This window comes from Acinetobacter rathckeae, assembly GCF_015627125.1.
Classification (GTDB): Bacteria; Pseudomonadota; Gammaproteobacteria; order Pseudomonadales; family Moraxellaceae; genus Acinetobacter; species Acinetobacter rathckeae.
Genome location: NZ_VTDO01000004.1, coordinates 20,753 through 43,755, shown reverse-complemented (window position 1 = coordinate 43,755; position 23,003 = coordinate 20,753). Strand labels below are relative to the sequence as shown.

The window sequence follows — 23,003 nt, the reverse complement described above, 5'->3', positions numbered from 1 at the left end:
TGGCTCTCGTAAAACAAGCCCGAATACGACACATTTACTTCATCATGGGTATTGTAAAGCATCTGATCACACATGCATTATATCTCTACAATAACGCCAATACTCCCACAATATTACAGGGTAAAAATATGAGTAGCCAATACAACGATTTAAACCAACGCAAACAACAAGCAACCCCTCGAGGCGTAGGCGTGATGTGCCAGTGGTACGCAGAAAAAGCTGAAAATGCAACCATTTGGGATCAACAAGGCAATGCCTATACCGACTTTGCAGGTGGTATTGCAGTACTCAACACAGGCCATCGCCACCCTAAAGTCATTGAAGCTGTTAAAGCCCAGTTAGAACAATTTACCCATACGGCATACCAAGTAACCCCATACGAAAGCTATGTGGCATTGGCAGAAAAAATTAATGCACGTGCACCCATTGAAGGACCTGCAAAAACAACATTTTTTACCACAGGTGCAGAAGCAGTCGAAAATGCAGTGAAAATTGCACGTTCATATACAGGTCGCCACGGTATTATTACTTTTGGTAATGGTTTTCACGGTCGCTCATTTATGACCATGGCCATGACAGGTAAAACAGCACCTTATAAACGTGACTTTGGTGTCATGCCTGCAGGCGTATTTCATGCACGCTACCCTGTGCCACAACAAGGCATGAGTGTAGATGCTGCGATTTCGAGTATTGAAGATATTTTTAGCGAAGACATTGCCGCACATGATGTGGCGGCTATTGTACTCGAACCAGTACAAGGCGAAGGTGGTTTCCATATTGTACCCAGCGAGTTTTTAACACGCTTACGTGTACTGTGCGACACACATGGCATTTTACTGATTGCGGACGAAGTACAATCTGGCTTTGCTCGTACAGGACAACTGTTTGCCATGCACCATTACAACACCAAAGCTGACCTGATTACGATGGCAAAAAGCTTAGGCGGTGGTTTCCCAATTTCTGGCGTGGTGGGTCGTGCTGAAGTGATGGACGCACCAAACCCTGGTGGTCTGGGTGGTACATATGCAGGTAACCCAATTGCTGTAGCGGCAGCACATGCTGTGATTGATGCCATTGAAGAAGAAAAACTGTGTGAACGTGCCAACACATTGGGTCAAACACTCGTGACCACATTAAAAGAAATTGCTCAAGCACAGCCAAGCCTGATTAAAGACATTCGTGCACTTGGTTCTATGATTGCAGTCGAGGTTGAAACTGCCACACTTGCAAAAGCCGTACAAGACTACGCAATGCAACACGGTTTATTGCTACTGACCTGTGGTAAACATGGTAATGTGATTCGCTTTTTATATCCATTAACCATTCCAACAACACAGTTTGAACAAGCCCTGCAAATTTTAAAACAAGGCTTTCGCTCAATTGATTTGCCTGAAAACCTGAACAACCATTCGGAGCAATCTGCATGATTTCAGCACACTTACAACCTTTGCTCCAACACACAGACATTTGCTTTACTGCACCAGATTATCCAGCCATTGAAGTGACAGATGCTTCAACGGAAACACCTTTAGCTTGGGTCAAAAAACATGACCAAGCGGAAGTCGAACAGGCAATTGCTCGCTCGCAAATTGCACAGTCTGCATGGAAGCAAAAAACAGCACTCGAACGTGCCGACATTTTATGGGCATGGTATAACACGCTCATTGAAAATAAAGCTGCTTTAGCCGAAATTTTAACTGCAGAACAAGGTAAGCCACTGGCGGAAGCACAAGGTGAGATTGGCTATGCAGCATCGTTTATACGTTGGTTTGCCGAACAAGCCCGCCGCGTGGAAGGCAATATCATTGCCCCAACACAAAATCAACAGCGTCTTTTAGTGCTTAAACAACCCATTGGCGTGACTGCAGCCATTACGCCATGGAACTTTCCAGCAGCTATGATTACCCGTAAAGCAGCACCTGCCCTAGCAGCAGGCTGTTCTATGATTGTAAAACCTGCTGAATTGACACCACTCACAGCCTACGCTTTAGAAGTATTGGCACTACAAGCTGGCTTACCACAAGACTTACTGATTAATATCAATGGCGAAGCAGCTGAAGTTGGGCAAACCCTCTGTGCAAGTGACACGGTACGTAAACTGAGCTTTACAGGGTCAACCCAAGTGGGTCGTATCTTAATGCAGCAATGTGCACCAACCATCAAAAAGCTCTCTTTAGAGTTAGGTGGTAACGCCCCTGTGATTATTTTTGACGATGCCAACCTTGACCAAGCAGTACAAGGCATTATGGCAAGTAAATTTAGAAACAGCGGACAAACCTGTGTCTGTGCCAACCGTATTTATGTACAAGCAGGCATTTATGAACAACTGAGCGAAAAATTGGTTGAAGCAGTTAAAGCACTTAAAGTCGGTGATGGCCGTGAGCAAGGCACCACCCAAGGACCTCTCATTGCACAATCTGCAGTAGACAAAGTGCTGTCACACATCAGTGATGCAACCGAAAAAGGCGCACGTATTTTAACGGGCGGTGCATCAACTGACCAAGGTAACCGCTTCTTTCAACCTACAGTGCTTGCAGGTGTCACCCAAGACATGAAAGTGGCAAAAGAAGAAACTTTTGGCCCACTTGCACCACTGTTTTGTTTTGAACAAGAAGATGAGGTGATTACGCTTGCCAACGACACCGAGTTTGGTTTAGCCGCTTACCTATTTACCCAAAGTACAGCCAGACAATGGCGTGTTGCAGAGCAACTCGAATACGGCATGGTTGGGGTAAATACAGGTGCTATTTCGAATGAAGTTGCTCCGTTTGGCGGTGTTAAACAATCTGGTTTAGGTCGTGAAGGCTCACAAGAGGGGATTGAGGAATACCTAGAAATGAAATACCTCTGTGTAGATATTTCTGCTTAAAACCTATAAAAAAGGCGAGCCACTTGGCTCGCTTTTTTTAAATCTCAAGTCGCATTAAAACGATGCCCACACTGTAAGCACTTATAATCAAAAAATACATTTTTATCGACCACTGTTCCTGCTTTATGCCCCACACGGCGACCTAAAAATCCCCCTGTTACTCCTGCACTAATTGCACCCACAAAAGTACCAATGGTTGCCCCTGTAATAATCCCTAATGGTCCTGCCAATGTACCAATGGCAGCACCAGTAGACGCACCTGCCGCCGCACCACCAACTGCACCTGCAGCAACACCTGCCGAACCAAGCATTACACCGCCGACCGTTTTTAACTGTTGCTCATGATCTCTTTCTTCAACATTTGAAGCATGGCATTTAGGACAAAGCATATTTTTTCCTAGCATAAACATCTATAACACTGATCATAAACGCTGTTGTGCATGATCATGTTGGCAAAAAGTATCTATATCTGCGATTCAAATTCACTAAGGTAAGTCTTCATTTGGCTTGGCCTCCTTCATATGAGGCATTGCGGACTTCTATTATAAAGTGTCAGGGCTCATACCATGTTTAGGAGGAATTAGTTTTTGGCTATAAATTGGTTTCTAATTTTAACATTAAGCGGTGAAGAGTAATACTTTTCAATAAACCAACTGAGTAGAAATACCAAAACAAAATATAATAGAAGTAGAATGATCTTCTCAATAGGTAAGGTTTCTTTGGGGATAAAAAATACCTTAAACAAACCTAATATGATCAAATGAAATAAATAAATTTCATAACTACGCACCCCAATCCATATCATTATTCTAGAAAAAATAGATTGTGTATCAACTTTACTTTCTTGCAAAAAACAAACGAGTAAAATAGCTGTAAGTATTGCAAAAGCACTTACCCCCCATGTACTTACCTCTTTAATTGGTGCATAAACATATATAATGATCATTGAGATCGACACTACACTCATGATTATATTTTTAAAGGGTCGTATTTTATTAAAACCCTTTGCAAATAAAGCTGTTAAACATCCTATAGCTAGGCCATCAAAACTAGCAAAGTAATGGTAGAGATATATTTCATTATCCGCACCAAAATGCAATGAACGAAAATAGGGTGCATAAACGGCAATTGCTATCAGAGGTAGAACTAAAAGCTTTCCACGACCTAGAATTAAACAGAGTATAGGAAATACAATATAAAAAACCTCTTCCACTGAGAGTGACCATAAAACGCCTAAAACATAATTAACCCAACCATTTTCAATGATTAAAATATTCATCCAGAACGTACATGCAGAAAAAACAGTGAACCAGTACGATACTTTAATGTTATTTGGATCATGATTCATAAAGGGCGATAGCCCTAAAGATTTGAGAAAAGTAACCAATGAAATGAGTAAGATTAAGCTTGGAATAATTCTAGCTATACGACGAATATAGAAATTTTTAAGATTGATTTTTTCTAAAGTGCCCTCTCTTTTTAAAATATTTTGGGTAATTAAAAAGCCAGAAATAACAAAAAACATGGTTACACCATAATTACCATTTCTAGCGACTAACGTACTCAAGTTTTCTCCAAAAACCAGAACACCAAGAAATGTATCGTGTATCTTATAAGGAATATTAAAATGATGAATTAAGACCAAAAGTATGGAAATACCACGTAAGATATCAATTTTATAGTTCCGCATATTTTATTAAATATCATTGAAGAATTAGAAGAGATCATATGTCTTTAACAAGTTTGAACACAATAAAACTCATCAGCATAAATAACATACTGCACATGATCTAAAATTTGAATAGAGCCGACCCTATGATGGAAAATTGATTTGATAGCATGTGTTATGTCCCGCACCATCTAATTTAGTCATACAAAATTCCTCTGATAGATATCAGGTTACTATTGCCTTACTGACTTTTGTAGCCTTTTGATATTATGATGTACTAATCCCATGCTCATAGTCTAACAATATTAAAATGCACTAAAATAAATAACATACTGATAATACGAAAAAAATGGAGTTAAACGCTCCATTTTTAATGTGGAATATGATCTAACACCTTTGCAGTTGTTTACAGTAATAAACCATTACTCCCCAATGCCTGTTATATCAAATGCATAATCGAAAGACCAATACCATACAGTGCCACCAACATTAAAATGACCGCACACAACATCAACATTTTACCGTAGTGACGACTTTTAGATAACCGATTAAACCCTGCATACACCACAGACAGCGTCATAAAATCTAAGGCAATCCACGCCAAAGTAAGAACCAACAAACTCAAGTTTAAATCTGTAGTCACGTGTATGAACTGAGGAAAAAATGCAGAAAAGAAAATAATATCTTTCGGGTTAGAAATCCCCACCAAAAAGCCTTTTTTAAAGCCGCCTTGCTGTGATGCAGATGCAGTAATCACATCATTTTGATGTGCCAAGGCATCACGAAACAACTGCACAGCCAAATGTAAAATATACAAACAACCCAAAATTTTAATTACAATAAAAACTTGCTCATTAATGCTCAGTAGCCCTTTCAGCACTAATACAGAAATGGCAATTAAACACAAAGAAGCCAAGTTTGTACCAAAAATGGTTTGCAGTGCTTTTTTATACCCCCCTTTTAAGCCTGCACTGGCCACCAACAACATCACAGGTCCAGGTGTTGCAATCATTACAATCACAGTCAACATATAAGTAAATAACTCAAACCAGTTCATTTCATACTCAACTTTTTATTTAAAAATAATAACCACTTATTATGTCTTACCAAGCGAACAGTACGTTATACATGCTTAGAAATTAAAAAGGTATTTTAAAATATTCTCAGCCGCTCAATGCTTTCATTCGGTTTTTTACATGAGATGGATGTTATAAAATATACCGAGTAGAAAAACCATTGACTTTTTATATAATTCAGTCGTACGCACTTAAATAGCACAGCTCACCTTTTAAAAGATAAAAAGTATTGAAACACCTATGCTCTAATAATTTTTAGTATTTAATAAAATCAACTAAACACATGATAAGTTAACATTATCTACCAATTCTGTGCCGTGGTCTATCTATTTTTTAAGATTAGTAGATAATTATAATCGTTCAAAACAATGAATATATGAAGGTCTAACACAAAACAAGAATATGCCAATTGGTATAAATGGCGTAAGCGTAAAATACTAAGAAAATACAGTGAATCACTGTAATCGGTCCAAGTAAAAAGCCGTCGTTTTACTCAGACCACCACCTAACAGCACGTTGCTCAACTCCAGTAACTGCTGTTTTTTTTATGACAAATCACCTGAGTGTATTTTAATAACACCGTTCGCCTGCATCTGTTGCCATGCTTGTGCCAAAGAACCATTTAAATCAATGGCTGCAGTTGCATCTTCAATCACATAGGTTTTAAAGCCCAGCTTTGTCGCGTCAATTGCTGTCCATGCCACACAAAAATCTGTTGCAATGCCCACCACATACACAGTATCTATGCCACGTGCTTGTAAATATCCTGCCAAACCAGTAGTCGTCACATGATCTGCTTCTAAAAAAGCCGAATAGCTGTCTATATGTGCATGAAAGCCTTTTCGCACAATCAGCTGTGCCGTTGGGATATTTAATAGTGGATGAAACTCGGCATCTTGCGTACCTTGCACACAGTGTCTAGGCCAAAGTACTTGCGGGCCATAATCTAAAGTTATTAAATCAAAGGGCTGTTTATTGGGGTGCTGGTCAGCAAAAGAAATATGATCTGCCGTATGCCAATCTTGAGTTAAGACCACATTGTGAAATTGGGTTGCCAATTGATTAATCAGCGGAATAATTTGGTCTGCATTATTTACAGCCAACTGCCCACCTGGCGTAAAACCATTTTGCACATCAACGACAATTAAGGCCGCCTGTTTATCCAACATTATAAGACTCCAACAAAATGTCAACTTCTTCAAAATACTCTTTTTGAACCCATCTACACAGTGTTTTAAAAAAAAGCTCAACATTAAAAGCACTGTATCGAATAATCACAGTAAATATGGTTGAAAAAATAGCAAAAAATGTCTATAAAGTGGATTGGACGTCTCTTAAGTTATGCCATTGGCGACAATTTACGCTACCATAATATAGATAGACCAACATACCATGATTCACAACGAATCCATGGTTTTAAATTCTAAATATGAACCATCTGCTTTATTGATTAAAATAAAATATGAATGGCCCAACAGGATATTTTTTCAAAATGACTCAGCTAGCTCAGAACATTCAAGGCTCAATCGTCGCACTCGTCACCCCTATGCTTGAAGATGGTAACGTAGATTGGAAGGGCCTAGAGAAGCTTGTTGAGTGGCATATTCAAGAAGGTACACATGCCATTGTCGCTGTAGGTACATCAGGTGAGTCATCAACACTGACCATGCAAGAACATGCCAAAGTCATTCAAGAAGTGATTCGCATTGCCAACAAACGCATACCCATTATTGCAGGCACAGGGGCAAATTCTACCCATGAAGCCGTCAAACTCACTAAAGAAGCCCATATAATGGGTGCAGATGCTGTCTTGTCTGTCGTACCTTACTATAATAAACCGACACAAGAAGGCCTATATCAACACTTTAAAGCCATTGCCGCATCTGCCAACATTCCAGTCATTTTATACAATGTTCCTGGGCGTACTGTTGCAGATTTAAGTAATGATACCGTGTTACGTTTAGCAGAAGTTGACAATATTATTGGTATTAAAGATGCCACAGGTGATGTCGCTCGTGGTCAAGACCTCATTGAACGCCTACAAGGGAAAATAGCAGTCTACTCAGGCGATGATGACACGGCAGCAGAACTCATGCTTGTTGGTGGTAAAGGTAATATTTCCGTAACAGCAAATATTGCACCTAAAACAGTCAGTCAAATCTGTGAGTATGCTTTGGCAGGTGATGCCCAAAACACAAGAAACCTTGCAGAAAAAATTGCAAATCTAAACAATATTTTATTTTGCGAATCAAACCCAATTCCTGTCAAATGGGCACTGTGCGAAATGGGTATGATCTGTAGTGGTATTCGTTTACCACTCACCGCATTGGCAGAACAATATCATGCAGATGTCCGTGACGCACTCAAATCTGCAAAACTTATTTAAGGGTACTTTTTATGATGCAATTACGTGTAGGCATAAGCGTAGCGTTACTTTCTGCGTTGGCCATGACAGGGTGTAGCACCCTAAGTACCAAACTTGCAGTCAACAATGGCTCATTAGACTATAAAAAAGCTGAGAATATTGAACCGTTAAAATACCCACAAGATATAGATGCACGTGCAGCGACACCGCTGTACCCTGCTCCTATCATTAGCCCTATGGCACTCGAAAAAGCACCTGACTTTGAAAACCAAAAAGGCAATCGCTTTGCCATGCCTCGTCCATTTGAGCAAGTACAAAACCGTACACAGGCTAAAAATGCACAAAACCAATACCCTCGCCCTGTGGTTTTATTTGATACAAAACGCAATCCACTGCTGAAAGTTAGTGGTAAATCTGATACCATTTGGCAGTACACATTGGCAACGCTCAGCAGTCTAAACTATAGCGTTACAGGGCAAAACCCGACACGCTACGAAGCGACCATTCAGGTGAACCAAAAGACCTATGTGTTAAAACTCTCTGCCGTTGGCAAAGAAAATACATTGGTTGTGTTCAACCCTGACAACAGTTTTGCCGATCAAACTCAAGCGGAAGAACTTTTAGGTCAAATCGCTCAGAATTGGCCAGCCTAGTACGCTAGGACTTATTTTTAAAAACAGGTTAGCCCCATGTTAAAAAACACCCTGCTCTATACCGGTAAAGCAAAATCTGTCTACACCACAGATAATCCAGACCTTTTAATCTTAGTATTCCGTGACGATGCTTCGGCATTTAACGGCGAGAAAATTGCGCAATTAGACCGTAAGGGCAAGGTAAATAACCTGTTTAATGCGTTCATTATGGAAAAGCTTGCAGAAGCAGGCATTGAAACCCATTTTGAAAAACTCATTAACCCAAGTGAAGTGTTGGTCAAACGCCTAGACATGATTCCTGTAGAGTGCGTCATTCGTAACTATGCTGCAGGTTCACTGTGCCGTCGCTTAGGTGTAGAAGAAGGCAAAGTACTTACACCACCAACATTTGAGTTATTCTTTAAAGATGATGCCTTAGGTGACCCAATGGTCAATGAGTCACAATCTATTGCGCTGGGTTGGGCAACAGCCGAACAACTAGAGCAAATGAAAGTGCTCACTTACAAAGTAAACCAAGTGCTTACCGACTTATTTGAAAAAGGCGGTATGTTACTGGTCGACTTTAAACTTGAGTTTGGTGTATTCCATGACCGCATTGTTTTAGGTGATGAATTCTCACCAGATGGTTGCCGTCTATGGGATAAAGAAACCAAGAAAAAATTAGACAAAGACCGCTTCCGCCAAGGTTTAGGCGATGTGGTTGAAGCATACGAAGAAGTTGCAACACGTTTAGGCATTAACCTAGACAGCATCTAAACCTCGTCTGCTTTACAAAAAACCGAGCCAAATGGCTCGGTTTTTTGTTATACACTCAAGAAACTGGCTTCATTGGTTTCCATGTACCATGTCAATTAAACAATACTCAGTTTTTGTGCTAATTTTTATCATCAGTACTGCACTACAAGCTCAGCCTATTGATATTATCTCGCTGTGGCCAAATGACACCGCACCTAAAAGCCCAAAACATCAACTCAAAAAAAATATAAAAACTGCACCTACGCCATTTATGGCTGTCTATACCCCCACACAGTCAAACCATACCGCCATTTTAGTCATGAGCGGTGGTGGGTATGCCCATGAAGTTGTGAATAAAGAAGGCACACCCACTGCATTATGGCTACAACAACATGGTTTTACCCTATTTGAATTGGTGTACCGTTTGCCAAGCATTGGTCAGGCCAGTACACGAGACCTTCCTTTTGCCGATGCACAACGTGCCATACGCTTAATCAAAACCACAGGACAATATCGGCACATTGGCGTTATGGGCTTTTCCGCAGGTGGGCATGTGGCAGGGATGTTGGCGACGCAGTGGGCTAAACCATTTTATAACTCAGTCGACTCAACCGACACTGTGTCTGCCCGACCTGATTTTGCCGTATTGCTCTACCCTGTTGTCAGCATGCAAGCGCCGCTCAATCATACCCATGCCTATAAAGTACTTTTTAATGGCAACAGTAACAAGGCATTACTCAGCCAATATAGTGTAAACATGAATGTCACCGCAAATACGCCCCCCATGTTTATTGCCCATGCCCGTGACGACACCATTTCACCTATAGCCAATAGTGAACTGCTACACCAAGCACTACAGCAACACCATATCAGCAATCAACTGATTGTATTTGATCGCGGTGGGCATGGTTGGGGCTTAGGCAACAATACTGAAACCAAGCAATGGCCTGCATTATTCTTACAATGGCAACAGCAACAATTTCACGACTGAGTGTCTTGCCAACGGCGTTGTTGTAGTTTTTCACCTTCTACTTCACGCTTATTACGGGCAGACTCGTATAGTTTTGTGCCGACTAACTCCTCAGGTAAATAGTTTTGTTTCACAAAATGCTCTGGGTAGTCATGTGGATATAAATAGTCTGCCCCATAACCTTGAGTTTTCATAAAGTCCGTCGGTGCATTACGCAAATGCAGTGGCACAGCCAAATTTGCTGTTTTTTCAGCCAAGGCCATGGCTTTATTAATGGCTAAATAAGTACTGTTACTCTTGGCACTGGTCGCCAAATACACCACACACTGTCCTAAAATAATTCGAGCTTCAGGCATACCAATCGCTTGTACTGCACGCATGCTTTCACCTGCCAGCAACAACGCATTTGGGTTTGAATTACCAATATCTTCCGAGGCTAAAATAAGCAAACGGCGGGAAATAAATACAGGGTCTTCACCGCCTTTTAGCATACGAGCAAGCCAATATAACGCTGCATCTGGGTCACTACCACGAATCGATTTAATTAAAGCCGATGCTAAGTCGTAGTGTTGTTCCCCTGACTTGTCATAACGGGCACTGCTTTGCTGTGCAACTTTGACCACCAAGCCATTATTAATATGGTTTTCTTCTTGCTCTGGGTCAAAGGTATTGGCCACTAAATCGAGTAAATTGAGTGCCTTTCTGGCATCTCCCCCTGAAAACTGAATCAGTGCTTCGTACTCATCAATATAAAGATGACGCTGTTGCAAAATACGGTCACGGCTCAGTGCTTGGTCTAATAACGCTTTGATGGCATCGCTGTCTAAGGCATTAAGCGTATAAACCTGACAACGTGACAGCAATGCACTATTGACTTCAAACGATGGGTTTTCGGTGGTTGCACCCACCAAAGTAATTTTGCCTTTTTCCACTGCCCCGAGCAGTGCGTCTTGCTGTGACTTATTAAAACGATGAATTTCATCAATAAACACCACAGGGGTAATTAAATCACCACTTTCAGCAATCACTTCACGAAGCTCTTTCACCCCTGTATTTAAAGCAGATAAACTCAAAAATGGACGGTCGACTGCTTGCGCAAGTAATGATGCCAAGGTGGTTTTACCCACACCCGGTGGCCCCCAAAAAATAATAGAAGGCAAATGCCCCTGATCAATCATTTGGCGAAATGGTGCATCGGCATTTAATAAATGTGCCTGCCCTAAAATTTCAGACAGGTCACGTGGGCGTAAACGCTCAGGAAGTGGAATATTACTGCTATCGCTCATAAGGACTTCTATCTTTTACTGTGAGTCAAACCAACTCGTGGTATCTATGAATGTAAATCTAAACGGCTGACAGAGATGCTCTCTTGGTAATCATCAGGGCGTTGTAGGGCTTGTATAATCTCACAATCTTTTACTGAAGCATTGGCTTGGCAAGAGTTTTTCAACTGCTCAAGTTGTACTTTAAACTGCTCTAATTGCTGAATTTTTTCAGTAACATGCTGTAAGTGTTCACTAATCACATCATTAACATGACCACAATTTTGCTCAGGTTGCTGTAATTGCTCATGCAATGCCTGAATTTCTTTGAGTGACATACCAAGCTCACGACAATGCCGAATAAAAATCAGTCGGGTCAGACTATCTTGGTCATAATATCTGTAGTTATTGTCGGCCCGGCGTGGGGGGCGAATCAACTGTTTTTTTTCATAAAAGCGGATTGTATCTGCACTGAGTTTGGCTTTCTTGGCCAACTCGCCAATGGTAAATTGCATAAAAACTCCTTGACCTTAGAGCTACACCAAGCTTTTTAATCAGTTTAAATCTGTTAGAGGAGATTTTCAAATGGCTGGTTGTCATTGTCATCACGACGCACCAACAAAAACGCATTCAAAAAAATTTCGTAATGCTTTATGGATTGCATTGGTGCTCAATCTTTCATTATTTCTTATTGAAGTGATTGGTGGTATGCAATCTGGCTCAGCCTCGCTCTGGGCAGATTCACTCGACTTTGCGGGTGATTCGTTTAACTATATTATTTCTTTGATTGCTTTGGGTATGAGCCTATATTGGCGTGCCAATGCCGCACTGCTTAAAGGCAGTATGATGCTGTTATTTGCCATTTTTGTCGTTGCAAAAGTCATTTGGTCATATAGCAATGGTCAACCACCCGAAGCCATGACCATGGGCTTGATTGGTGTATTGGCTTTAGTAGCCAATATTATCAGTGCTTTGGTACTGTATACCTTTAGAGATGGCGACTCAAACATGCGCTCAGTGTGGCTATGTAGCCGTAACGACGCGATTGGTAATGTGGCCGTGTTACTTGCAGCTTTAGGCGTATTTGGTACACAAAGTGCGTTCCCTGACTTATTGGTCGCATCAATTATGGCAGTACTTGGCTTTTCTGGTGGTTTACAAATTATTAAGCAAGCCCGTGCTGAACGCCAAAAAGGTCGTTTCACACCTGTGCATTAAAAGTAAACTTTAACGCACCCAACGTACAATATATTGGTCAATGTCTTGTTCAGGGATATCATATTCTGAAATACAACGCCCTGCCACAGACTTTTTGGCCGTAATCACACTTTCTCTAGAGCCTGTATTTAAGTAGTGCCATGGGGGTAATTTCTTACCCTCATGCCTACGTCTATAAGCACAACTTGATGGTAACCAATAGGCAATTTGCTCAATGGTCTGTATGTTCAGTTGAATACAATCTGGAACAAAGTTTTTTCGATGAGTATAGTCCGAGCAATGCCCTGTTGAGCAGTCGAGTAGATGACATGCCACCTTGGTGTACGTCACTTCTTGCGTGTCATCGTCTTCAAGTTTAATCAAACAACATAAACCACAACCATCACACAATGCTTCCCACTCTTGGGCATTTAATGCATCTAAGGGGTATTTTTGCCAAAACTGAGGGCGTAAAGACATGCCTAAACCAATATCAACACAACATGGCTAGTGTAGCATGGCTTATCTTATAAATTGAGCACTCTTCTGTAGATCAAAGAGAAATTCAGCCCTTACAATTTTTTACATCAGCAAAAATTTGCTCACAGTGCATGACATGATTTTCAGATATCATGAATTTAGATTTCTTATTACACCGCTAGTATTTTCATTGATACAACAGGTAATCAACATGCATAACATTGTGACTCGTGAAATTGAATATACTGCCCATGATGGTAAAACACTGATTGGCTTTTTTGCTGCACCAGAAACAAATCAACCTGTCGCAGGCATCATTCTTGGCCCTGAATGGTGGGGACGAGATGCATATATGGTTGAACGTGCCAAACAATTTGCACAGCAAGGCTATGCAAGTTTTGCCATAGATATGTACGGTAACAAAGCATCGACTGAATTGGCGACTGAAGCCAGTGCCTACATGAATGAAGTGTTTGAAAAGCCCAACACGTTAGTTGATCGTGCTCAAGCAGCTTTAGCGACCTTGGCCGCTCAGCCCGAAGTTGACCCTAAAAAACTGGCTGCGATTGGTTTTTGTTTTGGTGGAAAAATTGCATTAGAGCTGGCACGAATTGGGGCACCACTTGACGTGATTGCATCTTTTCACGGTACGCTAAAAACAAATAACCCTGCCAAAACAGGCCTGATTAAAGGCGATGTCTTGGTTTGTCATGGTGTCGATGACAGTATGATTCCACTAGAAGATGTCGATGCGATTGAAAAAGAACTCAAAGATGCTGATGTTTCTTATCAAATTTTACGTTTAGAAGGTGCAAAACATGGTTTTGCCAACCCTAAATCAGATGAGCGTCACTTAAAAACTGGAGTCGATTTAGCCTACAGTGCAACAGCTGAACAACAAAGCCTTGAGGCATTGGCTCAGTTACTTAAAAAGCGGTTTGCCTCACAGTAAACATAAATGCCAGCATCAAAAATAAAAAAACAGGTTAAAGTCACTCTTTAACCTGTTTTTTAACATCAATCACGCCTTAAAAACGGTAGCGTAGCGTCAACTGTGCATTTACTGGGTTACCAATTAATGCCCCCTGATCAGATAAACCATGTGCTGAAGCATAGTAATGACGGTCAAAAATATTGTTCACATTTAGGCCTACATCATAGCGATCAGTACTATAACCAGCAGAAGCATTAACAACCGTATAGCCAGCTAGTTTCAACTTATTTGCAGAAGATGCATATTGACTCGTTTGCGCTCGGCCACCAATTGCAGCATACCAGTTATCATTGAACGTATATTTAACCCATACGTTCGCTGAACTTGTTGGAGATAATGCTGCTGTATTACCAGCAGATACTGTTGATAATACAGACTTCGTAATTTTAGAATCAAGATATGCATAACCCGCCAACACCGATAATTTATTGGTAATTTGCCCAACAGTTGATATCTCAAAACCTTTTGTACGTTGTTCACCTGCAACAACAGCGACTTGAGAGTTAGATGGATCAGCTTGTAATATATTGTTTTGTGTTGTGTTAAATATAGACAATGACACATTATAATCTGGTGTGATGTCCCATTTTGTACCTATCTCATAACTCTTGGTTTGAGTTGGTTTTAAGCTAGATAAGTTACTGTATACAGCGAGCGCATCTGATAATGGCTGAAAAGATTGATTATAAGAAGCATATAAAGATAAGTTATCAACTGGCTCATAAACAAGGCCAATACGTGGTGAAACTTTATAATCAGTACGATTATAAGGCGTCATTTTGTTTGTTTTCGGAATAAATGTCGAACGCTTCTGATCTAAAATATCATAACGTCCGCCAATCAACATTTTAAGCTGATCATTTAATCCAATCAAATCTTGAATATACAACGCCTTATTCGTACTATTATTTTGACTGATTGTTGCAGGTGTTACCGTTGATACAGGCGTCCACACAGGTAAGACAATATTATTAATATCTAGGTTAGATGAAACAGAGCTTGAAAAAACTTTATCATTTTTATTTTGATGACTGAGTTCTACACCGACCAAGACATTATGTTCAATACTTGCCGTACTAAACTTTCCAGAAATCTCTTGTTGTGTAGCTACCCCTTTTTCATTACGAAAACGGCGATTTTGTATGATCGAAAGAGCACTCGTTTTAGGATTATATTTTGAATCAGGCAATTGACGATCTAAAGAATACGTATATGCATGTACAACACCATGGTATTTCCAAACACCGTTAAATTGGTGATCTAAAGTAATGGTTGCACTTTTAACTTCAGTATCTGTATTTGCCGCTTCTTTCACATTAGCTGGCCCTAAATACACTTTAGGATTTAATGCCAATGGTCTTCCTGTGCTTGAATCTAGTGGAAAACCCTGATCAGCCAAACGATTATCATGTAAATAATCTGCTTGTACTAACAGTTTTGTTTTATCTGAAATATCCCACAATACAGAGGGTGCAACAGCTTGACGCTCTAAGAAGGCATGATCACGATAACCACCTGAATTCTCAACGGCACCTGTCAATCTTGCTTTAACTGTTTCAGTAATGGGTTGATTAATATCAATCTGTGAACGTCTTTGACCAATCGTACTGCCCATTAAAGCCACTTCACGTAAAGGCTGACTGGTTGGTTTTTTAGTTACACGGTTAATCAAACCACCTGCCGAACCACGACCATACAGTACTGAAGCAGGGCCTTTGACCACTTCTATACGCTCGGTATTTGACAAGTCTCTGTAATACATTGCGTCATCACGAAAACCATCGACATAACTGTCATAAACCGAGTTAAAGCCACGAATAGAGACTTGATCTCGCTGACCATCGCCTGTACTAAAACCAACACCTGGCACGTTTTGCAATGCACCTTGAACAGAAGTCACCGCCTGCTCTTTTAAAATTTCTTGTGGAATCACGTTTACCGTTTGAGGCACATCTTTAAGCTGTAATGTGCCTTTAGTCGCTGTAGAGGCTTGAGTGACCTGTTGCTTTAACGTAAGTTGATCGGCCTTTGTTTGAATGGTCGGCAATGACTCAACCTGTGCCGCAAAACTCGCCCCAGAAAGTGAAGATAATATGGAAATAAATAAAATTGTCTTTTTCATAAAAAATAATAACTTATGTCACATGTAATAAAATTGATTACAAAGTACACACAATATCTTAAACAAATATTAACAATAATCATTATCAACTAATTAATTTGTGTTTTCATAAAGTATTCCGTGGCATACCTCATACTCAATATTTTTATTCGGTTTTTTACTAAAATCAAAAATTGCGAAAGGAAAATTTTTCTAAAATCACCCTTTCGCATAGATGGCTACTTTTGTTCTATACAACGTTTCATCTGATGTATCACCATCGAAATCATCACCAAGATCACCGCACCTGACAACACAGGAAAAATAAGAAACGTCCAATCATAATGCGTTGTATGAGCAGTGAGTAAGATCACTAATGGGTTAGCACCTGCAGGTGGATGTACACATTTAAACAATTGCATAAAAGCAATGGCACACCCGACCGAGACAGCAATACTCAACGTTGATATTGGTAAAAAAGTTAAAAACAATAAACCAACCACCGCAGAAATGAGATGACCAAATATAATATTTTTCGGCTGTGCAAGCGGTGATTGTGAGGCGGCATACAACAACACACAAGTTGCTCCAAAAGGTGCCATGATATAAATATGACCAAAGTTTTTGCTCAACAAAAGCAAAGTAAAAATACTACATGTTCCACCAATGAGCCCTGTAAGGATATCTCCAATTTGAATAGATGCGATGAATTTTTCTTTTATACTGAGTATGGCATGCATTATTTTGTCCTTTGACCTATTATTTTCAGCCTATAATAACAGACAAACCCAAAAATAGTACAGATCTGTACTATTTTATTTAAGGAGTCATACACGTGTCAAAATCTGCTTTAAAAATTTTAGAAACTGCAGAGAAGCTATTTAATAAAAATAATTTTATAGGCGTAGGCGTTGATGCTATTCGTGATGAATCTGGTTGCTCAAAAACCACCATGTATACCTATTTTAAAAATAAAAATCAGTTGGTTATGTCTGTACTACAAGCACGAGATCAGAGATTCAAACACAGCTTATTTGAATATATTGGTACTGCTAAAGGAGTACATGCGATTGATAAAATTTTTGAATGGCATATTGCATGGTTTCAACAACATGACTTCAAAGGCTGTTTATTTGTCAGAGCAGTTGCAGAATCAAGCAATGAGCAAGACATTCGAGAGATTGCCATTGCTCACAAACAATGGATTAAACAACTCATTGAAAAGCACTGTACCATGGCAGAAAAACCACATTTACATGAGCTGATTTACACGCTGATTGAAGGACTGATTAGCCGATGTTTAGTCGATGGTTTTGACCCAATACTTGCCAATGATATAAAGCAAAATATCAACAATCTGCTATATTATAAAACATCACCAACAGCCATAAACTAAATTAAACGGTGCAGACATGCTCAACTGCTGTGCCTGTGTTATTGCTTGTGGTTGGATTAAACCCAATTGCCAGTAATAATTTGTCGACTCTTTAGGGTTATACGCACCACTATAATTCGGTAAACCATATGCTGCACGTTGTCGATCAAACTTGACCTGTGTTTGAGCAAACTCTTGATGTGGGGTTTTCCCAGATGTATATGGGTCAGCCCAAATGATGGCTTTTTTAAGTGATGCACCATTTGTTGCTTGCCAGTCATACCAGTTTTGTCCATAACGCTGTGCGATATAAGCACTCACAAGTAATGGTTGTAAATCGTAAGTGACATAATGAATGGCATCTCTGTCTTTATAATCCATCGTTATGCCTTTGGCATCAATATTATGTTCAATTTGTTGTTGATAGGCATTTTTTGCTTGCTGTATTCGTTGTGGATTTTGCAATACAAAAGCAATCATGGTCACAAGCTCAACACGGTAACTGTTCCAGTTATTTATCCATGTGCCTTTTACAGGGGCTTGAGCCATACGTTCAAGATAACCTTGTGCCCAACGGTCTAAATACGTATCTATATGCTGTTGCTCACTGGCTGAAAACTGCTGACGCAACATGCCATAGCTGTCGATCAGTAAAGCAAAACTACTTTCATCAATTGGATTATAAGAGGGCTGATAAGTATCCACCCATGTCAGAATATAGGTTTTTGCCATCGCCAAAGTCGCATCTGCTTGTATGCCTAACGTCCATGCCAAAGCAGCATTATGCATAAGGGTTAGATCAAAACGGCTTTCTACATAATCATGATAATGTGGTGCGTTGGGTAAAGTGCCTTCCGTATGCAAATAAGGCAATGCATGTGGCTGCCGTTGCATATAACGGCTCACGCTCGAAGCAAGCGTACTATGTTGAATATATGACATGGCAACACAATCATTTGCCTGACTCACTTGGGGTAACCCCAATACAAAGCATGTAAAAACAAGGCCTATCTGCTTAATCATCATCTAGGTATTCACCACGGCTCTATAATTCACCGTAATATATAAACCTCGCAATTTAAAATAAAATTAAACCGACCATGCTACAGATTTGCATCAAAAGATAAATTAAGCCTTACAAAGCATTCATGCTTTTTATATAGCAGTGTATTTCAATGACTATATATAGTTGACAGAGTGTCATGGTATGAAAAAAACTGCATTTATAAGTAGCGTACTCATTTTGGCAAGCGTAAGTTTTGCCAGTCATGCCGAGCCATTTGGTGAGTACAATGGCCCACCTGAACCACCAATGTATCAAAACCATCAAATGCCACCTCAAAACTGGCAGCGTGGTCAGCCACTGACTCCACAATATCAACAACATGGGTACATAGTACAAGACTGGCACGAGCGAGGCTTACCACCACCACCTAGAGGGCATCGTTGGCACTACATAGACGGTAATTATGTACTGACTTCTGTCGCCACAGGTGTAATTACCTCTATTTTAATGGGTGCACTATATGCCCCACATGGAGGCCCTAGATAATCTGCTGATGATGTAACACGATGGCAAATTGCTTTATAATCTGCATAGATTTTCAATGACAGCCCTTATGCCATCGTTTCAATTCTCAGATGCTCTACTGACATGGTTTGACCAATATGGTCGCCATGATCTGCCGTGGCAAGTGGCAGATGATCCATACAAAGTATGGGTCTCGGAAATTATGCTACAGCAGACTCAAGTTAAAACCGTACTTAAATATTTTGACCGCTTTATTGAACGTTTTCCCAATGTAAATGAGCTTGGGCAAGCCAGTTGGGACGATGTTGCTCCCTATTGGGCAGGACTTGGCTACTACGCACGTGCAAGAAATTTACACAAAGCGGCCACACAAGTGTTCCAACACGGTGGACAGTTGCCACATACTCTAGAGGGTTGGATTAAGCTACCTGGCATTGGCCCTTCTACCGGAGGGGCACTCATGTCTTTAGGATTACGTAAATACGGCGTAATTTTAGATGGTAATGTAAAACGCGTGCTTGCGCGATTTTTTGCCATTACCGATGATTTAACCAAATCTGTGCATGATAAAAACATGTGGCGTATAGCAACCGAGCTCTGTCCAACCGAGCGTAACCACGACTACACCCAAGCCATTATGGACTTAGGGGCAACCATCTGCACGCCTAAAAAACCACTGTGTTTATATTGCCCGATGCAACCGCATTGCCAAGCCTATGTACAAGGCACTCAAGCCTATATTCCATTTAAAAAACCCAAAAAAGCTGTGCCTGAAAAAACAGGTTTTGTGCTGTGCTTACAACACCATGAAAAATGGTTTTGGCAACAACGTGACAATACTGGCCTTTGGGGTGGTTTGTGGTGCTTACCTATTTTTGACACTCAAGATGATCTTATCGCTCAGCTAGAAGCAATAGGACTTAAAGCTAACCTCAGTCCACATTTAAAAATTAAACACCAATTTACACACTTCACATGGCACCTAGAGGCTTATATTATAGATATCACACAGCCTCAAAGCTTGAGCCATCTACATGGAGAATGGTTACCCCCCACGGAGGCCACCAATAGGGGCATACCAACAGCCATGCAAAAACTCATCGACCAACACATGGAACGCCTTGGATGAAGTGCATCAATTTCCCACGCTACCTGCTGACCACTTTGTATCTAACGACCACAAGCTTCACAGTCGTTGCCTGTAGCAGTCATCAAAAAGCGGTTGCCCTACCCACTTCTGTGGTCACGCAGCTGAAAACACAGCCTCTGGCTCAAACTCTCCCTATTCCTGTACAGGGTGTAACTAAAAAACAACTGCGTGATACTTGGGGTGCAGCACGTAGCGGTGGCCGTACACACGATGGTATCGACATTATTGCTCCACGTGGAACATCTGTGAGTAGTACCACCAACGGCGTGATTGCAAGTTTAAAACCAAGTACACTGGGCGGTATTGTGGTTTGGATTATTGGCCCCGCAGGTGCATGGCACTATTATGCCCACTTAGACACATTGGCACGAGGCTTACACGTTGGACAACAGGTTAAAGCAGGTCAACGTATTGGTACTGTGGGCAACACAGGCAATGCAAAAAATACAGTCAGTCATTTACACTACAGCATTTACCTCGATGGACAAGGTCGTGGTGCTGTAAACCCTTATTCTTATTTATATGGTAGACGCTAATGTCAGATCAATTTTTACAACACCTGATTGCTTTTGCAGAAGCAGGAAACCAGCAAAAAATCCAGCTTGAGCACATCACCCATCAAGGTTGGGTCATGGAAGTATCTGAAGATGGTCTAGTGATCAGCACAGGCTACAACGACAAGGTAGGCAAAGATATTTCTTTGTCTATAGACGAGTTAAAACAAGCCAAGCTGTTTTTTTGGGACACCAAGAAGGATGCATGGCAAGCCTTTGAACCATTGGCTTAAAACAATGACAGATAAAACCCGCTGCGCATGGTGTACAGCAGACTCATTGTATATGCATTACCATGATGTTGAATGGGGAAAGCCGATACATGACGAGCATGCCCTCTTTGAGCAATTATGCTTAGAAGGACAACAAGCGGGATTATCTTGGCTCACGGTATTAAAAAAACGCGCCTGCTATAGAGCACATTTTTTCCAGTACCCTATTGCTCATATTGCAACCCTCAGCGACCAAGAGGTTCTACAAAAATGTACCGACGCTGGGCTGATTCGCCACTTGGGGAAACTTAAAGCCATTCGAGACAATGCCATGGCATGGCAAAATCTCAAATGCACCGAAGCCAATATTTCAGCATGGCTGTGGTCTTTTGTAGATCATCAAACGCAATATCACAACGAACCCATGACCTCCTCTATACAAAGTCAGCAACTCTCAAAAGCACTCAAAAAGCAGGGCTTTAAATTTGTGGGCCCAACCATTTGTTATGCATTTATGCAAGCCTCTGGCATGGTCAGTAGTCATGATCAACATTGTTGGTTGGCACAACATGCTCGAGACAAATAAAATCTCTCTTTGCTACATTCAATCAAACCCCAGACTACAAATATAAATACTATGATTGAACTTGCCAACTTTACAGACCACAAAGACATTTTAGCTGTCATAGAACAAAGCATCTTGTCTTGTGTGGCAGACCATCAAAATGACCCTAAAACCATTGAAGCATGGCTCAGTAATAAAACCCCAGACCAACTTGAAATATGGCTACAACAACATATTGGCTACAGCTATAAAGTAGACAATCGTGTGCAAGGTTTTATTCTATTTTCAGCATCAGGCTACATTTTTTTAAATTACGTATCACCTAAGCATCAAGGGCATGGTATTGGTTCAGCACTACTCAAGACAACCATCAAACATTTAAATACTTTACAGGTCAGTATGTTACGGGTTGAGTCTACGCTGACGGCTGCCAGTTTTTATGAGAAATCTGGTTTTGTCTGCACAGAAACAATTTACGAAAACCAACAGCCTTGTGCTTATGCAATGGAAAAAGATCTAGTACGTACCTAAAACATTTACTTTTCAACATGCTCAATCATGGCATCTAATGACTCTAAGTCTATGACTAGATCATTAAATGCATTCGTTTGTGGGTTAGTCAGCTCTATAGTCGGTTTTTCTTCAAACTGTAAAGTCGCTGACGTTGTTTCATAAGCCAATACATGACCACTGATTGAATGATCATGGCTTAGAAAATGAAGATGAAAACCAGGTACCGACATTCGACCAAAGACTTCAGGTGTCCAAAAACCCACTAAACAACCTTTTAAATCATGATAGGTTGAAACCTTTTGATGATCTGAAACGTCTTGAATACTTCTTGGTGTTTCAGAAGCTTGAGGGCATCTCATGGTAATACTTTTAAATACAGCATAAATACGAATCGCCACAAAGTGATTCTTCAATACCATTAAATGATTTAGCGCTTCCTCAAGTGTATCTTGAGTTACAGTACATAGCTGATGCTCTTTAAAGTTAGAGAAATCTGTGACTTGATAGAATGGCGTATAAAAAGGTGGCGTTTGGTGTTGAGTTGGCCTTCCCGCTGTTGCGGTATAGACAATGCCATTTACAATCGTGACCTCGGCATTTAACAACTCAGAACACCCCAGACCAATACTCGAGCAAGTACAGACCTCATAAACATTTTGATCTGGCTTAAAATAGCCAGACATTAAAGCACCAATCGATGAGAACTGATAAATTTTATTCATCAACAAACCT

At 40.5% G+C, this 23,003-nt stretch carries 26 protein-coding genes; 15 read left to right on the top strand and 11 right to left on the bottom strand.

Going from position 1 to position 23,003, the window contains the following annotated elements:
• Nucleotides 1–128 precede the first annotated feature (128 nt).
• Together gabT and I2F31_RS07755 are read left to right on the top strand one after the other, a co-directional pair.
• Entirely contained in the window at nucleotides 129–1,427 is a 1,299-nt protein-coding gene (gene gabT / locus I2F31_RS07760) for a 4-aminobutyrate--2-oxoglutarate transaminase (RefSeq protein WP_195768785.1), read from the top strand.
• Entirely contained in the window at nucleotides 1,424–2,869 is a 1,446-nt protein-coding gene (locus I2F31_RS07755; protein WP_195768786.1) for an NAD-dependent succinate-semialdehyde dehydrogenase, read from the top strand. The genes gabT and I2F31_RS07755 overlap by 4 nt, the downstream gene beginning before the upstream one ends.
• Before the next feature lie 44 nt (nucleotides 2,870–2,913).
• Here the strand turns inward: I2F31_RS07755 and I2F31_RS07750 are convergent, their stop codons facing one another.
• The 4 genes from I2F31_RS07750 to pncA form a co-directional block, all read right to left on the bottom strand.
• Nucleotides 2,914–3,258, bottom strand: coding sequence for a hypothetical protein (locus tag I2F31_RS07750; protein ID WP_228285089.1), 345 nt, complete (start codon nucleotides 3,256–3,258; stop codon nucleotides 2,914–2,916).
• Nucleotides 3,259–3,449: 191 nt separating this feature from the next.
• Nucleotides 3,450–4,559, bottom strand: coding sequence for an acyltransferase family protein (locus I2F31_RS07745; protein ID WP_195768788.1), 1,110 nt, complete (start codon nucleotides 4,557–4,559; stop codon nucleotides 3,450–3,452).
• Between the two features lie 418 nt (nucleotides 4,560–4,977).
• Nucleotides 4,978–5,595, bottom strand: a complete 618-nt coding sequence (locus I2F31_RS07740; protein WP_195768789.1) for a LysE family translocator — start codon at nucleotides 5,593–5,595, stop codon at nucleotides 4,978–4,980.
• A gap of 564 nt (nucleotides 5,596–6,159) precedes the next feature.
• Nucleotides 6,160–6,783 carry a bifunctional nicotinamidase/pyrazinamidase gene (gene pncA, locus I2F31_RS07735; RefSeq protein WP_228285918.1) on the bottom strand — a complete coding sequence of 208 codons (624 nt, stop codon included), beginning with the start codon at nucleotides 6,781–6,783 and terminating at the stop codon, nucleotides 6,160–6,162.
• Nucleotides 6,784–7,106: 323 nt separating this feature from the next.
• Between pncA and dapA the strand changes: the two genes are divergently transcribed.
• The 4 genes from dapA (at nucleotide 7,107) to I2F31_RS07715 (ending at nucleotide 10,358) form a co-directional block, all read left to right on the top strand.
• Entirely contained in the window at nucleotides 7,107–8,000 is an 894-nt protein-coding gene (gene dapA, locus I2F31_RS07730) for a 4-hydroxy-tetrahydrodipicolinate synthase (protein WP_195768790.1), read from the top strand.
• A gap of 14 nt (nucleotides 8,001–8,014) precedes the next feature.
• Nucleotides 8,015–8,632 carry a lipoprotein-34 precursor (NlpB) gene (locus I2F31_RS07725; protein ID WP_195768845.1) on the top strand — a complete coding sequence of 206 codons (618 nt, stop codon included), beginning with the start codon at nucleotides 8,015–8,017 and terminating at the stop codon, nucleotides 8,630–8,632.
• Nucleotides 8,633–8,668: 36 nt separating this feature from the next.
• Nucleotides 8,669–9,388 (top strand): phosphoribosylaminoimidazolesuccinocarboxamide synthase, encoded by a 720-nt coding sequence (gene purC, locus I2F31_RS07720; RefSeq protein ID WP_195768791.1) that lies wholly within the window; start codon nucleotides 8,669–8,671, stop codon nucleotides 9,386–9,388.
• An 88-nt stretch (nucleotides 9,389–9,476) separates the two neighbouring features.
• Complete coding sequence (locus I2F31_RS07715) at nucleotides 9,477–10,358, top strand: alpha/beta hydrolase (RefSeq protein ID WP_195768792.1); 882 nt, start codon at nucleotides 9,477–9,479, stop codon at nucleotides 10,356–10,358.
• On the opposite strand, the gene I2F31_RS07710 is transcribed toward I2F31_RS07715, so the two are convergent.
• Together I2F31_RS07710 and I2F31_RS07705 are read right to left on the bottom strand one after the other, a co-directional pair.
• Nucleotides 10,349–11,623, bottom strand: a complete 1,275-nt coding sequence (locus tag I2F31_RS07710; RefSeq protein WP_195768793.1) for a replication-associated recombination protein A — start codon at nucleotides 11,621–11,623, stop codon at nucleotides 10,349–10,351. The genes I2F31_RS07715 and I2F31_RS07710 overlap by 10 nt on opposite strands.
• A gap of 44 nt (nucleotides 11,624–11,667) precedes the next feature.
• Nucleotides 11,668–12,114 carry a Cd(II)/Pb(II)-responsive transcriptional regulator gene (locus I2F31_RS07705; RefSeq protein ID WP_195768794.1) on the bottom strand — a complete coding sequence of 149 codons (447 nt, stop codon included), beginning with the start codon at nucleotides 12,112–12,114 and terminating at the stop codon, nucleotides 11,668–11,670.
• 70 nt (nucleotides 12,115–12,184) lie between these two features.
• Here I2F31_RS07705 and I2F31_RS07700 point away from each other — a divergent pair, with 70 nt between their 5' ends.
• Nucleotides 12,185–12,817 (top strand): cation transporter, encoded by a 633-nt coding sequence (locus I2F31_RS07700; protein ID WP_195768795.1) that lies wholly within the window; start codon nucleotides 12,185–12,187, stop codon nucleotides 12,815–12,817.
• Nucleotides 12,818–12,826: 9 nt separating this feature from the next.
• On the opposite strand, the gene I2F31_RS07695 is transcribed toward I2F31_RS07700, so the two are convergent.
• Nucleotides 12,827–13,288, bottom strand: a complete 462-nt coding sequence (locus I2F31_RS07695) for a YcgN family cysteine cluster protein (protein ID WP_407647874.1) — start codon at nucleotides 13,286–13,288, stop codon at nucleotides 12,827–12,829.
• Between the two features lie 199 nt (nucleotides 13,289–13,487).
• Here I2F31_RS07695 and I2F31_RS07690 point away from each other — a divergent pair, with 199 nt between their 5' ends.
• On the top strand, nucleotides 13,488–14,228 hold the full coding sequence (locus I2F31_RS07690) for a dienelactone hydrolase family protein (protein ID WP_195768797.1): 741 nt from the start codon (nucleotides 13,488–13,490) through the stop codon (nucleotides 14,226–14,228).
• Between the two features lie 76 nt (nucleotides 14,229–14,304).
• Here the strand turns inward: I2F31_RS07690 and I2F31_RS07685 are convergent, their stop codons facing one another.
• Nucleotides 14,305–16,392 carry a TonB-dependent receptor gene (locus tag I2F31_RS07685; protein WP_195773692.1) on the bottom strand — a complete coding sequence of 696 codons (2,088 nt, stop codon included), beginning with the start codon at nucleotides 16,390–16,392 and terminating at the stop codon, nucleotides 14,305–14,307.
• Nucleotides 16,393–16,610: 218 nt separating this feature from the next.
• Nucleotides 16,611–17,111 (bottom strand): HPP family protein, encoded by a 501-nt coding sequence (locus I2F31_RS07680; protein WP_195768799.1) that lies wholly within the window; start codon nucleotides 17,109–17,111, stop codon nucleotides 16,611–16,613.
• A 95-nt stretch (nucleotides 17,112–17,206) separates the two neighbouring features.
• On the opposite strand from I2F31_RS07680, the gene I2F31_RS07675 reads away from it, so the two are divergent.
• A complete protein-coding gene (locus I2F31_RS07675) occupies nucleotides 17,207–17,767 on the top strand; it encodes a TetR/AcrR family transcriptional regulator (RefSeq protein ID WP_195773691.1) in 561 nt (186 codons plus the stop codon).
• Here I2F31_RS07675 and I2F31_RS07670 read toward each other — a convergent pair.
• Nucleotides 17,747–18,715 carry an alginate lyase family protein gene (locus tag I2F31_RS07670; protein WP_195773689.1) on the bottom strand — a complete coding sequence of 323 codons (969 nt, stop codon included), beginning with the start codon at nucleotides 18,713–18,715 and terminating at the stop codon, nucleotides 17,747–17,749. The genes I2F31_RS07675 and I2F31_RS07670 overlap by 21 nt on opposite strands.
• Nucleotides 18,716–18,953: 238 nt before the next feature.
• Between I2F31_RS07670 and I2F31_RS07665 the strand changes: the two genes are divergently transcribed.
• The 6 genes from I2F31_RS07665 to I2F31_RS07640 all read left to right on the top strand — a co-directional run bounded on the left by I2F31_RS07665 (nucleotide 18,954) and on the right by I2F31_RS07640 (nucleotide 22,289).
• Nucleotides 18,954–19,298, top strand: coding sequence for an RcnB family protein (locus tag I2F31_RS07665; protein WP_195773687.1), 345 nt, complete (start codon nucleotides 18,954–18,956; stop codon nucleotides 19,296–19,298).
• 67 nt (nucleotides 19,299–19,365) lie between these two features.
• Entirely contained in the window at nucleotides 19,366–20,406 is a 1,041-nt protein-coding gene (mutY, locus tag I2F31_RS07660) for an A/G-specific adenine glycosylase (protein WP_195773685.1), read from the top strand.
• Nucleotides 20,403–20,963 carry a M23 family metallopeptidase gene (locus I2F31_RS07655; RefSeq protein WP_195773683.1) on the top strand — a complete coding sequence of 187 codons (561 nt, stop codon included), beginning with the start codon at nucleotides 20,403–20,405 and terminating at the stop codon, nucleotides 20,961–20,963. Before mutY ends, I2F31_RS07655 begins: the two co-directional genes overlap by 4 nt.
• Nucleotides 20,963–21,214: a hypothetical protein gene (locus I2F31_RS07650; protein ID WP_195768805.1), complete on the top strand. Its 252-nt coding sequence runs from the start codon at nucleotides 20,963–20,965 to the stop codon at nucleotides 21,212–21,214. Before I2F31_RS07655 ends, I2F31_RS07650 begins: the two co-directional genes overlap by 1 nt.
• A 4-nt stretch (nucleotides 21,215–21,218) precedes the next feature.
• Nucleotides 21,219–21,779, top strand: a complete 561-nt coding sequence (locus I2F31_RS07645; protein ID WP_195768806.1) for a DNA-3-methyladenine glycosylase I — start codon at nucleotides 21,219–21,221, stop codon at nucleotides 21,777–21,779.
• Nucleotides 21,780–21,830: 51 nt separating this feature from the next.
• Nucleotides 21,831–22,289 carry a GNAT family N-acetyltransferase gene (locus tag I2F31_RS07640; RefSeq protein WP_195768807.1) on the top strand — a complete coding sequence of 153 codons (459 nt, stop codon included), beginning with the start codon at nucleotides 21,831–21,833 and terminating at the stop codon, nucleotides 22,287–22,289.
• 5 nt (nucleotides 22,290–22,294) lie between these two features.
• Here I2F31_RS07640 and I2F31_RS07635 read toward each other — a convergent pair whose 3' ends face one another.
• Nucleotides 22,295–22,993 carry an acetolactate decarboxylase gene (locus tag I2F31_RS07635; protein ID WP_195768808.1) on the bottom strand — a complete coding sequence of 233 codons (699 nt, stop codon included), beginning with the start codon at nucleotides 22,991–22,993 and terminating at the stop codon, nucleotides 22,295–22,297.
• Between the last annotated feature and the right edge of the window lie 10 nt (nucleotides 22,994–23,003).